Annotated in this window: 13 protein-coding genes; 10 read left to right on the top strand and 3 right to left on the bottom strand. The window is 32.1% G+C overall.

Annotated elements, in window-relative coordinates; genetic code table 11:
• Window positions 1-3: 3 nt before the first annotated feature.
• The 4 genes from AMS59_RS25755 (at window position 4) to AMS59_RS24820 (ending at window position 3,956) form a co-directional block, all read left to right on the top strand.
• Window positions 4-141, top strand: a complete 138-nt coding sequence (locus tag AMS59_RS25755; protein ID WP_199777673.1) for a hypothetical protein — start codon at window positions 4-6, stop codon at window positions 139-141.
• 396 nt (window positions 142-537) lie between these two features.
• A complete protein-coding gene (locus AMS59_RS04605) occupies window positions 538-852 on the top strand; it encodes a hypothetical protein (RefSeq protein ID WP_053482575.1) in 315 nt (104 codons plus the stop codon).
• A gap of 484 nt (window positions 853-1,336) precedes the next feature.
• Window positions 1,337-2,380 carry a hypothetical protein gene (locus AMS59_RS04600; protein WP_053482574.1) on the top strand — a complete coding sequence of 348 codons (1,044 nt, stop codon included), beginning with the start codon at window positions 1,337-1,339 and terminating at the stop codon, window positions 2,378-2,380.
• Window positions 2,381-3,137: 757 nt separating this feature from the next.
• Window positions 3,138-3,956, top strand: coding sequence for an SHOCT domain-containing protein (locus AMS59_RS24820; RefSeq protein ID WP_053482573.1), 819 nt, complete (start codon window positions 3,138-3,140; stop codon window positions 3,954-3,956).
• Window positions 3,957-4,372: 416 nt separating this feature from the next.
• On the opposite strand, the gene AMS59_RS04590 is transcribed toward AMS59_RS24820, so the two are convergent.
• From AMS59_RS04590 to AMS59_RS04580, 3 genes are all read right to left on the bottom strand, one after another.
• Window positions 4,373-5,128 (bottom strand): hypothetical protein, encoded by a 756-nt coding sequence (locus AMS59_RS04590; protein WP_053482572.1) that lies wholly within the window; start codon window positions 5,126-5,128, stop codon window positions 4,373-4,375.
• Between the two features lie 388 nt (window positions 5,129-5,516).
• The gene (locus AMS59_RS04585) at window positions 5,517-5,714 is read right to left on the bottom strand and encodes a hypothetical protein (protein ID WP_053482571.1); all 198 of its coding nucleotides are present in this window, start codon (window positions 5,712-5,714) and stop codon (window positions 5,517-5,519) included.
• A 541-nt stretch (window positions 5,715-6,255) separates the two neighbouring features.
• The gene (locus AMS59_RS04580) at window positions 6,256-6,993 is read right to left on the bottom strand and encodes a hypothetical protein (protein ID WP_053482570.1); all 738 of its coding nucleotides are present in this window, start codon (window positions 6,991-6,993) and stop codon (window positions 6,256-6,258) included.
• Window positions 6,994-7,419: 426 nt separating this feature from the next.
• On the opposite strand from AMS59_RS04580, the gene AMS59_RS04575 reads away from it, so the two are divergent.
• From AMS59_RS04575 to AMS59_RS04550, 6 genes are all read left to right on the top strand, one after another.
• Window positions 7,420-8,055, top strand: a complete 636-nt coding sequence (locus AMS59_RS04575) for a recombinase family protein (protein WP_053482569.1) — start codon at window positions 7,420-7,422, stop codon at window positions 8,053-8,055.
• Between the two features lie 669 nt (window positions 8,056-8,724).
• On the top strand, window positions 8,725-9,270 hold the full coding sequence (locus AMS59_RS04570) for a DUF488 family protein (RefSeq protein ID WP_053482568.1): 546 nt from the start codon (window positions 8,725-8,727) through the stop codon (window positions 9,268-9,270).
• 1 nt (window position 9,271) lies between these two features.
• Window positions 9,272-9,754, top strand: coding sequence for a DUF488 family protein (locus AMS59_RS04565; protein WP_053482567.1), 483 nt, complete (start codon window positions 9,272-9,274; stop codon window positions 9,752-9,754).
• A gap of 16 nt (window positions 9,755-9,770) precedes the next feature.
• Window positions 9,771-10,469 carry a hypothetical protein gene (locus AMS59_RS04560; RefSeq protein ID WP_053482566.1) on the top strand — a complete coding sequence of 233 codons (699 nt, stop codon included), beginning with the start codon at window positions 9,771-9,773 and terminating at the stop codon, window positions 10,467-10,469.
• A gap of 188 nt (window positions 10,470-10,657) precedes the next feature.
• A complete protein-coding gene (locus AMS59_RS04555) occupies window positions 10,658-12,529 on the top strand; it encodes a zinc-ribbon domain-containing protein (RefSeq protein ID WP_053482565.1) in 1,872 nt (623 codons plus the stop codon).
• 320 nt (window positions 12,530-12,849) lie between these two features.
• Window positions 12,850-13,863, top strand: a complete 1,014-nt coding sequence (locus tag AMS59_RS04550; protein WP_053482564.1) for an HNH endonuclease — start codon at window positions 12,850-12,852, stop codon at window positions 13,861-13,863.
• The last annotated feature ends 37 nt before the right edge of the window (window positions 13,864-13,900 follow it).

Below are 13,900 nucleotides of genomic sequence, written 5' to 3'. Positions count from 1 at the left end.
CAGTTGTCAACTCCAAATATGCTTGGTGCAAATAAAAATGCTCATGCTATTAGTAGAGCCTATGCAAAGAAACTACATGACAAGGGAGCTAGTGTAGCATTAATCACAGTAAGGCTCTTGGTTATTCAGATTAAGCAGTGAACAACTTAGTATCTTGACTTAGAGTTGAAGAAGTAGAAAAGGATTTGAGGGGTTTTTTATGAAAACAAAAACAATAACTCAAAACCGCTAAATTACTGTTATTATTTGGTTAATTTTTTCGGTGTAGCTAGCATTATTGAAAAAAAGTTCAAAATAACAGCTAAAATTTATATTCTAGAAAATACAGAAATCTTGTTCAAAAAGCTACAAATAATGTTTTTTATTTTTAACTAGAAAAATGCATAAGTACGATGTATTAAGAAGAAAATTATACCATTTCGTGGGTGTTGAATCAAGCTAAAATCCAGTGTATTGTATAACCGTTCCTTGATTGGGAAACATGAGTAATTTAATGTTCTCATCTTGTATCATACACACTGGAAAGGAGAATGAATTATGAAATTAGAACAATATCAAGCACAAGCAGAAGAAGTAATTCGGGATTTACGAGAACAGTATGTATTTGTTGAGCGTACAGAACTTGTTGAAGCCTTAATGAAATTAGAAAGAAGTGACTTATTGCGAAAAGGCAAAGTTGAGTCTGAAATTTTGGAGAACCCTGATGAATCAAAACAATATTTAATGAGTAATTTTTCAGCTGTTGTTGAAATGTCTGATGAAGAGGTTATGCAAAGTATAATGGAGAAGATATTGATGTATCTTGTTACTTCTGATACGGGTGTTGAAGCTTATTATGATTTGTTTAACTAAAATTAAGTTGGAGTGAGCTAAGCTTGCTTCACCTTTCTCAAACTGACAGAAAGGACGATGAAGATGTACAAACACTTTAACTACTGAAACAAATGTAGAAGTATTGGAGTTATATATTAGCCCTATAATAAGGGGAATTTATTGACACGCTTAGAGTTAACCAACAGTGAAGACGAATATAAGGCTAAATGTGAAGCTCATGAAATCATATACTAAACACCAGAAGTTCGAGAGGAACGTGATAAACGAATGGTTGCGAGTATTATAGAAAGCAAGATTAACCGCAGAAGGAAATTGAAGTTTTGACCTCAATGTTTAGCTACCATATCGAGCATGAATCACAACCAGAGGGCTTCATAAAAATTAAAATAGAAAGAAGGAATATACCATAGAAAACACAATTAGAAAAACCGAAAAAGAAGCAATCGAGTTCACAATTTCAAAAGGATTCGAGGGTGAAGAATTTGAGACACAAGCGTGGAAAATGGGTGGATGTCTCAAAAAAGATGGTACATATAAAAAGTTAGTGAAAAAACTTGAGTGTCACTTTGAGAGAGTTGATGTAGAGGGGAAAGGAAAGAATAAGGTTTATGTCCTTATTGACCCTAAGTCACAACCCACAGCAATGGATGACAAGCGCAAAGGTAGGGAGATGCCTAGAAAAACAGAGGATAAAATTTTAACGAATTACGTTCATAGGATGTTGATTGTGCTTGAACTAATAGGAAAAGAAGGAGGTTTACAATCAACAACTTACAATACACTTGTAGTAAAAATCCCATTTGTGAGGAATCAGATAAAAACACTTCATGATGGTGTAGCAAAGGTTTTTGATGGTCATTTATCAGATGAAAAATTAAAGAGCGTATGGTCATATACTAACTGGTATCTAACTGATAGAGCAAAAAAGGATATTAGGTTGGCAATTAAGCATCTAGTGGCAGATAAAAAAATCAAAGTAAAAACAAAATGGATGGCAAGTGAGTATAAATCCTCAAAAAAAGTGATGATACAGCAAAAAAAAGTTGATGAGATAAATGAAGCGATTAGGCAGTTAGCAATTGACCATAATATAAATTATACATCGTATCAAAGGAGTTTCGCTTTTCCCTCAGTGTCTCAGAGCATGAGGGACTTTCAATCAATCGTAAAATCATATTTGCGAGTTAACTTTGGGTACAATTACATCTATGAGGCATTGGAAATAAAAGTATTGGATTCCACACTTGAAGAAAATGTTGATTATCAAGACGCAAAATGGGTTTTTTTACATAAAATATACAATCTCGTAGCAGACAAAGTTAAGAGTGATAAGTACCTCAAAGCACAAAATAAAGGTGAGAAATTCCACTATTTATGTATTCTTCTTTTTCTTAGAGATAATTTATTCGAAGTTGATAACCATGCACTCAAAGAGGAAATTGAGTGTATCCCATATCGTTTATTAGAGATTATAAGTTCCTTTGAAGAGCCAAAACCAAAGGGATTTGGTAGAAAAAATAGTAGTAGCAATAACAGCGTAATTTAGAACTAGAAGGTTTGATTGAGGTTAACAGAAATGTATCGAAGAAAGATGGTTCTTTTGCCAAGAACAATACCTATAAAATCATAAACTGTGGAAAGTAAGCACCCCTGTTTTTATAGTACCCAAATATCGAACCATACGTTTAGGTATCATAATTCTTAGTATATTAATATATATATTAATTATAATTAAATATTAAATATATTAGATAATATATAGTATATATTAATATACTAAGTAAGAACGTGCAAAATTGTATGGTTCGGTGTTTGGGGTTTATTACAAATAGGGTGCTTATAAAATTACAAGTGTGTGTGTTTATGAGTAGTAAAATGACATGGCGGAAATTATACCACCACCTAAAAACAAAGAAGTCAGGAATGGATTTAACTCATGTCTACGAGCTTGCTAGATGCCTTAGAATTGATTCTGAGAGCTGTGTCAGAGAACAGGTGTGAGCGTTTGGTAATCATTTTAAAGCTTGTCGTGACGATATAGAACAGGCTTATATTGAGAACAGTCACTTGATATATGACTTCTTATTACCTAAAGAATCCTAAGAATGCGTAACAGGCGGTAGAGTCATCACTCTATCGCTTTTTTCTATGGTAGAAATATATTTACCAAGTTATAGCTTTTAAGTGTTTTTTTAGTATAATTGAATATAGACTAGTTTTAATGGACTAGATTAAAAAATTTAAACAGGTGTAATATACTATTTATTAATCGGAAATCAGTAATTTAAGGAGATGAAATTGTTTTGTTATTATTTAGTGTTTTCTTTTTAATCGTTGGGATACCATGTTTATTAATGGGTTTGAGTGAATTAGATTGGAAGATGATAATTTCAGGTATTATTTGTTCAGGATTTGCTCTTTTGTTAATAAAAGTGAAATTTGATGAGAGTGAGGAGGATGAAAAAAATAGATTAAAAAGAATAACTATAAAAGAAGAAAGAAGTAAGTTCCTTACAGAAAGAAGTTTAATAGATTCGCAATGGGTGAGTGATTTAAACTCCACAATTTGTGCTATTGATGAGCAAAAAGAAGAAGTATGTTTTTTCTACTTAGATGACAACTTAAAATATACTACTTCAAAAAAATATACATATGAAGATATTCTTGAAGTAGAAGTGTTAGTAGATGGAGAAACTATCACTAAAACTTCAAGGGGAAGTCAGTTAGGTGGAGCATTATTAGGAGGAGCGCTTGCAGGCGGTGTTGGAGCAGTAATAGGTGGTCTTTCGGGTAGTACTACTTCGCAAGAAAAGATTGGTAGTATACAGTTGAAGATAACTGTGAATGATATTAATAATCCTGTTATATTGCTTAAAATATTTAATACGAGTACTCCTTGGGATAAAAATGATGAAGAACTAAAACAATATAGTGATACTGCAATGGAATGGCAAGGTCTTTTTGCTGTCATTATTAATAATGGGGATAAAAAGGTGGAAGCAAAAGCAGAAACAGAAAATAACATATCTGATGAAATTAGAAAGCTACATGAACTATTGAAAGAGGGTATTTTGACCAAAGAAGAGTTTAATAATCAAAAACAAAAACTTTTAATGAGGTAGAGCGAACAGCTCTATCTTTTTTTATTTGTCTTGTCAGAAGTCCACGGTCACACTACAAGACGATTTGACAATGCCATGACATTGGTTGACTGCTTCAATGAAGCGTCATGTGAGCTATATTGATGGGCTTAGAGGTGCATTGAAAGAGAATGACCGTTACCGCAGGCGATACGAGCATGTCTAAACAGATTCAACTTTGAGTTAGCTTACTATAACTTTCATATCAAGCTCTTAGAGTCGTTTAACGTGCCTGTTAGCACTAGTATTGGCAGGGGAAACATTTACACAGGTTGTCTGATTGGTGCTACAGCGCTACGTTCGGAGCTGTAGGAGTGATAGAGGAAGCATAACAAAAGGACTTGCCTATATGAGATACACTCACATTAGCAAGTCCTGTTTAAATGATAGAAACCTAATTATTGCAGACTAAATTCTTCTTTCATGCCTAATTTACCGTTGGAAAAAATCAATTGAGCAGAACCTCCACTAACTCCTTCATACCAATAGGTCTCTGTTGTAGCATTAGGTGTAACCATATCTCCTCCAAATTCCCCTATACCTAAAATTGATTCTACCTCTTCGAGGGTCATTCCCTTAACAACTTGATTATACTGATTAATTGTTATCTTTTCGGGTGTTGCTAAACCTGATTGGCTTTTAGTAAATAAGATATTATTAGAGAAAATTAAAGTGACTGAGGCATTTCCCTCTGCTTCATATTTATATTCACTTATTTCTTCATCAGAACTTGTAGGAACTAAAGTCCCTTCCAAATTGGTTAGTTCTTTTACTTCTTCATATGTCATGCCTGTTTGAATCTGTTTGAATAATTCCATAGTTATAAATGGTTGTTTAGATTCAAATAAAGCATTACTCTCAAATCCCATTGCTTCTTTCATATAAAGAGTGTTTGCCGTGTCATAATCAATATCAAAATGAGTCGCTGTTTCTTTTAATACTAATTCATCATGAATTTTAGGTTCATAATTCTCGCCATAGTTAGTAATTTCATCAAATTTACTTTGAGCAAAATCATATACTTCTTTGCTATTTGGCAAACTATTAGTTATTGCTTCTTTTTCGGTTTCAATGTCTTGCTTTTTATTACTTTCATTCGAAGCACTACAAGCTACTAAAAAAATCGAACATAGTAAAATAATAATTTGTTTCATTTCTTCACTTCCAAGTGTATTTTTTCTTAAAAAGATGATATGGAAATTGTAACATATATGTAAATATGGATGTTAGAGTTATTATCTAAATTCTCTATTAAAATTTAACAATACGATAAGGTATAAACCTCTACAACTTTGAGTTAGCTTATATCAAAAATCGAAGCAACCGAAGCATTTAACAAGCTTGTAAGTGTTGTCAGTGGTGCAGAGGAATCGTTCATACAGGTTATCTAGTTATTGATACAAAGCCATGTGAGAAGATACAGGAGCTACACTAGTTGATTGTGAAGGCATAACAAAAGGACTTACGTGTAATTTTACTCACAAATCCTTAGATAGATGTGTATGGAGTATTGTTTCGCTTGTTCGGGGATAATATCCCACATTATTCATTACTTTTAAACAGTAAACCTTTCCCAACATATTTTTTATATCCCCAAATACTAATCAGCATCATTATAATTCCTATCACTAAATTAGTAATGGAAACTCTTGATAAACTTCCGTTAATCATATCCAAAATAAACATACCTACAAGAAATCCACTGATTGCTGTGATAAAAGACCAAAAAAATCGTCTCATTAAATTATCCTCCTTTTTCAGCTCTTCAATCTCAGTTGACAGAATATTCTCTCTGTATGGTGATTATAACATTGTGAAGTGCTAATTGGTAGGAGAATGGAAAATGTGCGACAAATGAGATTGACTGTTACAAGCTAGCGAGACGATAACGACTAAGTAGTTTAAAGGTTTATTCAGTAATAAGGTCAGTAGTTTATGACAAAATTTCTATAAAATACTCGAATTGAATGATAATCCAAATTGTAGCGGTACATAAGGGTAAATGTGACATCATCTAAAGCGTGGGAGTGGATACAGAAAATTTATAGAGAAACTATGGAGTCAACGAGAGGGAGTATCGAGAGGAGTACGATGACCATTAAGGAAGCTACCAATTTGAGACAAAAAAGAATCTAAACGACGAAAATAAGCAACTAAAGGCAACAGCTATGGAGCATAGAGAGCCTTTAGCGATATGTATTTGGAGCATTGTGAGGAGTTGTTTGTCATAAGGACTTTTGTATATGAGTTATTCATACACATAAGCCCTTATGTTATGTAATTACTTTATTAAGTTACCGAAGAACGGTAAAGCTAATTCTTTAACAGCAGTACCTACAGAACAGATAGTATTAACACGTTCTAATACTTGGAAGAAACGAGAGAAATTTTCTTCGTTAGAAATTGGCTCTAACTGCTGGTGGTTTAAATATAAAGAGCCAAGAGATTGTTCTAGTGCAGGTTTTAGTGCATCTACTCCTGAGTATTTGCATTTAAAAAGGGATTCACGAATATTGTGCAAGTTTTGAACTAAAATTAATTTTGCATCATTAGGTAAATTTGATTCATCGATTGCTGTTATTAGGTCATCAACTTCTACGATTAACTTGTCAACTTCTTCTGAATTGATTGTTGCCTCATTTATTTCGTAATTATAGCCTATCGATTCCGCTATGAATGAGAATACTGTTATACTTTCTTCATTTAATGTGTTATGGAAATGTTCCATAGTACCATCGAGGTCAACTTGGAATATTGCATCTCCAATAATATTTAGATATTTTTTATTTCTTTCAGTATTTAATTTGCTACTCTGTTCGATTAGGTTTTTTGTGTCAGCAAAAAGTTTAAACATGGAATTAATAGATTCCATAAGTGCTATTCTATCGTTTGCAGGGGAATTTTTGTCTTCTGCAAGGTCGAAAGTTCTCATCCAAGTACTTATGTAGGCATTACCTGGGTAAGAATAATTGTAGGTTTCTTCTACTAAATGATATAGGCTTAAGGCAGGGTTAAACATCGTCTAAAATTCTCCTTTATAATCCAATTTCGATAAATTATACCTCATCTAGGTTTGTTGGTCTATTAATTATCCCCTGTTTATTCTGTGCAACATGAAAGCTTTTAAATTGATATTAATTAACTTATTAGCCTAACCTAATGAATCACAGATTAACTTGTATTGGTTTCTCCATTGGGATAACAAAAGAAAAAGTGGCGATGTATAGAGGAAGTTGAGCTAATAGCCTAGAGCAATGGAATTGCATCGAGATATTCTAAGAAAACTAGCATCTTCATGAGAGGTACGGACAACGAGTGTTTACAAAGGCATACCTTTAGCAACTACCTACAAATGACCTAAAAAGTGTTGATTAAGGTATTGTTTTGTATTTATAAACGTTTATAATTGAGGTATAACCTTTACGAACAGAAGTGAGGAACTAACATGACAAACACAAAAACTTTTGGATATGTACGAGTATCAACAAAAGACCAAAACACCGACAGACAATTAGTAGAGATGCAGAAATTAAATATCAACGAGCGTGACATTTTTATCGACAAAGCAAGCGGTAAAGATTTTGACAGACCACAGTACCAAGCACTTAAAGTACAATTGCGAGCAGGCGACTTACTTTATATCACATCATTAGACCGTTTAGGTCGCAATAGTGACGCAATCAAAAAAGAATGGAATGAACTTACTCAAGTTATTGGTGCAGATATAATTGTAATTGATATGCCATTACTTGATACACGCAAGTATAAGGACACAATGGGTAACTTTGTTGCTAACTTAGTCCTAGAAGTGCTTACATTCATGGCTCAAAGCGAGCGTGAAAAGACACTAGCACGACAAGCAGAAGGAATAGCAGTTGCTAAAGCCAAAGGAAAGCACTTAGGTAGACCGCAATTAAACCTTAACACTTTGACCAAGCAACAAAGAGTAGACCTTGAAGCCAACTATCAAGCATGGAAAGTGAAAAAAATCACAGGTGTAAAATACATGGAGAAATTGGGGCTGAAAAAGAACTCATTCTACAAGATAATCAGTGAATACGAAAATTCAATTGAAGCATAAAACCTTGATACATAAGGCTTTATGACCGCTTCTTAAAACATAGAAGTACAGGTAAAATCATCGTTTTATTTTGAGTGTGACACAGAGTGATAGATGGCTTGCTAGAGGGGGATAGCAGGCTCGTAGCTTGTCCCAAGAGGTCGAGTTGACACATTGGTCAGCAAAGGTCAGAAGTATATTAGGTGAACGGTTGGAGTGCTACAGCGTGTGGGAGTAGAGGGGGGTATTTTCCGATATTTCGATGATGGTGAATGAAGAATCCAAACTACCCACTACACCCACACCAAAAGGAAAATGAAAGGATACGAGTGTAGTTTCAAGAATCTAAAACACATTGTAATCACTAAATTCAAAAACAAAACCCTAGAGGTAGAATAGATAAAACATTAATGCTTGTATCATTTTTATATGTAAGTATTGTACTAATGGCATGTTTCGCTACATACACATTGCGTAAAACTCAAATTACAGCTTCGCATGAAGCATGAGCAGATTTAGAAACAACAACAAAGTATTAACTTTACATTGATAATCCAACTATGTGGAGTACCCTTGATTAAGATAGAAAAATGTTATTTATGGAAGATAATTGATATACAAATAAAGGATAATTGTGTTACTTTTTAATTGTCCCTATTTATAACTTTTGAATTAAGGAAGGTTTAATATATGGATAAAATACCTATTTTTACAATTGGTTATGGGAATAGAAATATTGATGAATTTCTAAAGCTTCTAACTGATAATAATATTGAGTTTTTAATTGATGTAAGAACAAATCCTAAGGGTAGCTACAATGAAGATTATGTGAAAAATAACTTAATAGAACACACAAAAAAAATTGGAGTCAGATATGTATTCATGGGAGATACACTTGGTGGTAGACCTATTGAAGAAGAATGTTATACGGAAGGTAAAGTAGACTACAAAAAAGTTGCAGAGCAAGGTTTTTATAAGAAAGGCATATCTCGGCTGAGAACTGCATACCAAAAGAATCTTTTTGTGGCTTTAATGTGTAGTGAACAAAAGCCTGAAAGTTGCCATCGAAGTAAATTAATAGGTCAGACACTTTCTGAAGAAGGGATAGATGTAGTTCACATTGATGAGAAAGGTATTATTATTTCTCAGTTAACGATAATTGATAGAATTACAGGAGGTCAGCTATCTCTTTTTGAAGATATGTTTACATCTAGGAAAAAGTATAGGGAGGACTGAAATGGAGTTTCTGACTATAGGGGTGTATGGGTACTCTGAAGAGGAGTTTTTTAAAACGTTGAAGGATGCTGAAGTAGACTTGTTTATTGATATTAGGCAAAGAAGAGGTGTACGTGGAAAACAATATAGTTTTGTTAATAGTACATACCTTCAGCAAAAATTAAAAGAAGTGGGTATTAGCTATAGACATGAAAAAGCTCTTGCACCAACAACAGAGATTCGTAATGCTCAAAAAGTAGCAGATAAACAGAACAATGTATTGAAAATTAATCGAAGTGAGTTAGGTAATGTATTCAAAGAAATGTATCAGAGGGAAATACTTGCTGATTTTGACTTTGATAACTTTCTTAAGGAGATACTCGATATGAAGTACAAGAATATTGTATTGTTCTGTGTCGAATCTACTCCATTGGCTTGTCATCGGGGATTAGTAGCAGAGAAGCTTAAACAACTAGAATACACAACTAGACATATTACTAAATAAAGTGAGGTAATTATCTATGGAATGTATCGTTACAGGTAAGACTAAGATGAAAAAAGGTAAAGTTTGTATGAGTTTGTATAACGAAAGTAGTGGAAGTTATATTAGACCACTTAAACCTGACAGAGAATATTTTACTGAAGAAGAAGTTGCTCAAATAGATTTGTTCAGCATTGTAGAAATAGAAGAAAGTCCTAATCAAGAAGATAATACTGTTCCACATGTTGAAGATACTATAATTAGCAGTTTAACTTGTTTGACTAATGACCCTGACAAATTTTTAGATGAAGATGAGATAGAAGATTTTCTTGCGGGTATAGCAGTTGAATCGGCAGATGACATTTTTGGATATGACGAAGATGATAATCCCTATTTAATCTTAGACAATAGAAATTGGGGGCTAAGACCTAATACAGGTGAAAGGTCTCTAGGTACGGTAGAAGTAACTTGGGTGAAAATTTACAAAGATTACTATGATAAGGTCAGAGTAGATTTTGAAGATGTTAGTGGGAAAACATATACACATGCACCATTGGTGATTCAAGCTACAGATGATGAAATAGATAGTATGTTAGGTGAATTTAACGCAGAAGACTATGATTCAATGTATTTAAGACTTAGCTTAGCTAGACCATATCATGCAGATGCTTGGGAAGATTGGTTATGTGCTTTACAAGTTTCTAATGTAAATGTGTTTAGTGAAGTTTACGAATATTAATTTTTTTATGTAAAAGTAAAATCATTCTTTTACCTAAATGCATCTAGTTAATACTAGGTGTTTTTTGTTTGAATTTTCAAGGTAGATAGTAATAACTTCTACATGATATTTCGTTATTTTATATAGGTCTTTTTACTAAGGTTAATATAGTTAAAATTTGAATAGCCTTGGTAATGGGAGTGATATATATGTGCGAACATGGAATTATTAATATTCAAACGGATGAAAGTTTAAATTGGGAACGTGTTAATGGATTAAATAATAATGCAATGTTAAAGGAAAAGCCAGACCTATTTAAGTATTGGGACTTTAAAAGGAATGATGAATTAAACATTGACATTTATAAAGTTACAAAAGGAATTTCTAAAAAGGTATGGTGGTATTGTGATAAATGTAATGATAGTTATCCAATGTCTATAAATAAGAAAATGATTGACAGAGGCTGTTCTATTTGTTCTGGATATTATCAAACAAAAAAGAATTCATTTGGAGGAAAATATCCTGATATAGCCAAAGAATGGCACCCAACTAAAAATGGAAAATTTCCTTATGAATATAGTAGGGCTAGCGGTTATAACGCTTGGTGGAAATGTTCTAATAATCCAATGCACCAATGGCAAAATACTATAAATAATAGAATAAACGGAGCTAACTGTCCATTTTGTAACACTAACAACCCGAAGACTCTAAGAGGTTTTAATGACTTATATACTACGCATCCAGATATAGCTCAACTACTTTTAGATTCTGATATTGGATATCAATATTCTTATGGAAGTGCAAAAAAAGTCAAATGGAAGTGTAAAGATTGCGGGCACATAAACCCTAATCTTATAAATGAAATGTGTGAGTATTTAAAATGCAAAAAATGTAGTGACAGACTCAGTTTAGGTGAAAAGATTGTTTACAATTTAATATGTATTTTAAATATTGAATTTTATCATGAAAAAATTTTAAAATGGTCTAATAAGAAAAGATATGATTTTTATATACCATCATTAAACGCAATAATTGAAGTACACGGTATTCAACATTATGAACAAACTGGCAGAAAAGGCGCAAGAACATTAAAAGAAGAACAAGAAAATGATAAATATAAAAATGAATTAGCAATGAGAAACGGAATTGAACATTATATTGTGATAGATGCGAGAAAATCTAATTTTATTTGGATTCAAAATAGTATTTTAAAAAGTGAATTATCCATTTTGTTAAATATTTCAGAAAAACAATTTAACAATTTAGATATTAAAGCAAATGATATTACCACAAAAGCTTGGAAATTGTGGAATGATGGAATGAGAGTTATGGAAATATCTGGATTTTTAAAGGTGTCAAGAAATGCAATTAGACATTATTTATTGCTAGGAAATGCTTTAGGTAAATGTAATTATGAAGTAGAAAAAAGATATGAGCGTGGAAAAATTTCTATTTTAAAGTTGGATTTAAAATGCAATGTTTTAGAAAAATATGATAGTTTAATTGAGGCGAAAGGATATAATCCGAAAAAATCATTACAAGTAACTACGTATCCATTCGATATGATTAGAAGTAAAAATAATGATGGGTTTATATGGGTTTACGAAAAGGAACTTTTAAAAAGTAGAGATTTATTAGAAGAAAAAATTAGAGAATTTAATTTAAACAACAATGTATGTCAATTAGATAAAGATTTGAATTTAATAAAAATATATAACAGTGTAACTGATGCTTCTAAAAAAACTGGTTTTGATTACAGTAATATAATAGCCGTTTGTAAAAACGAGAGAATATCTTGTTATGGCTACAAATGGATGTTTTTATATAATTACGAAAATATGATAAAAGGGAAATGTTATAAAAAATATGAAAATTCGAATGATAAAAGAATGAAAACAATAGTTCAATTAAGTTTATCAGGAGAATTTATTAGAGAATTTGAAAATGCTTCTAAAGCAAATATAGAATGTGAAGTAAATAGTGCAAGTGTAACAAAATGCTGTAGAGGTGAACGTAAAACAGCAGGTGGTTTCAAATGGATGTACAAATATGATTATGAAAAGATGATACATGAAAATTAATTATAATGAGCAATTATTAGATTTGTCATTAACGTAACCTTTTGAATTTGTAATATGTTATAAGGCTTTTGAGAGGTCACATAAACGTCTGTCTAAGTTCCACGAAGCTAACTGAAAATTGGTCAAGTAAGTTCCAATGAGTGTACACACCAAGCTCAAGTGTTAAGTACAATAGAATAAGAATAGCAAAGAAGTGAGATAAACTAAGTGTTTATCTCGTTTTTTTATTATGTAACTATACTTTGAATTAAAGGTATAATTATCTTAAGTAACTTGAGAAATCTCTTAGAGCCATCTAAAAATTAGAAGGGGGTAAGGTTATGGCGGAAGAACAAAATAAACAGTTGCAAAATGAACTACATAAAGCATTATTAGAAGCAGCAAGAAGTGCTAAAAGTATTGGATACAATCCTACTAAATTCAATCAAATGATAGCAACTGAAGGTGGATACATTGTTACAAAAAAACTGATTCATAAAACTTCTACAGGGTTTGAGAAATTATGGAAACTTAACCGATTAGATTTATCAACTGAAGCTGTGATACTACAAAAGAAATTTAAACCTTTGTTTACTAAAGAAGAGTTGGAGACTGCTAAGACTAGATTAAGCGAATTTGGTTATGAGGTAGAAGATATAAGTTTCGTTTTGCCACCTTTGCAACCAAGTGGTCGAGAAAGAGAATTTATTGACTATGAAGACTATTTAAAAGCAAAAGTTATTTTTGAACATCTTGTTAATGGTTTAACACATAGAGAGTTGGATGAGTCAGTTCTTAGTCTAGAAAAAGGCAAGAGTAAAGGACTTCAATCTATGAATATTCTTCATTATTTGGGAATGAAAGCAGATTATAAAGGGGTTTTTGAAGGTAAAGAATTAAACGAAGTACTAGATATATTAACAGAGCAAGGAAAAGAATTTGAAGAATCAGTGCGATTACTAACACTTTTAGATGATAAAGATTTAATACATAATATCAATTCAGACCTTGAAGCTGAACAAGTAGAAGAAGGACATGGAATAGAAGGAAATGTGAAATATTATTATGGTAAACGTTATGAAAGAGATTCTAAGAATAGAAGATTAGCGATAAAAAAGCATGGTTTAAATTGCTATGTATGTGGCTTTAATTTTGAGGAAGTGTATGGGGAACGTGGAACAGATTTTATAGAGATTCATCATGTTAAGCCATTAAGTACATTAGAAGAAGCCATTAAGATTAATCCTGAAACTGATTTGGTTCCTTTATGTGCGAACTGTCATAGAATGGTACATCGAAGAAAAGATGATGTATTAAGTGTTGAGCAATTAAAAAGTTTAATAAAAGGTAAGTGATATATTGATTACTTTTGATAAATAAAGAGGATATGAA

Origin of the sequence: Lysinibacillus sp. FJAT-14745 (assembly GCF_001275675.1) — a bacterium.
Lineage (GTDB): Bacteria > Bacillota > Bacilli > Bacillales_A > Planococcaceae > Lysinibacillus.
The sequence above is the reverse complement of the archived record's forward strand: the minus strand, read 5'-3'. Positions and strand labels throughout refer to the sequence as shown.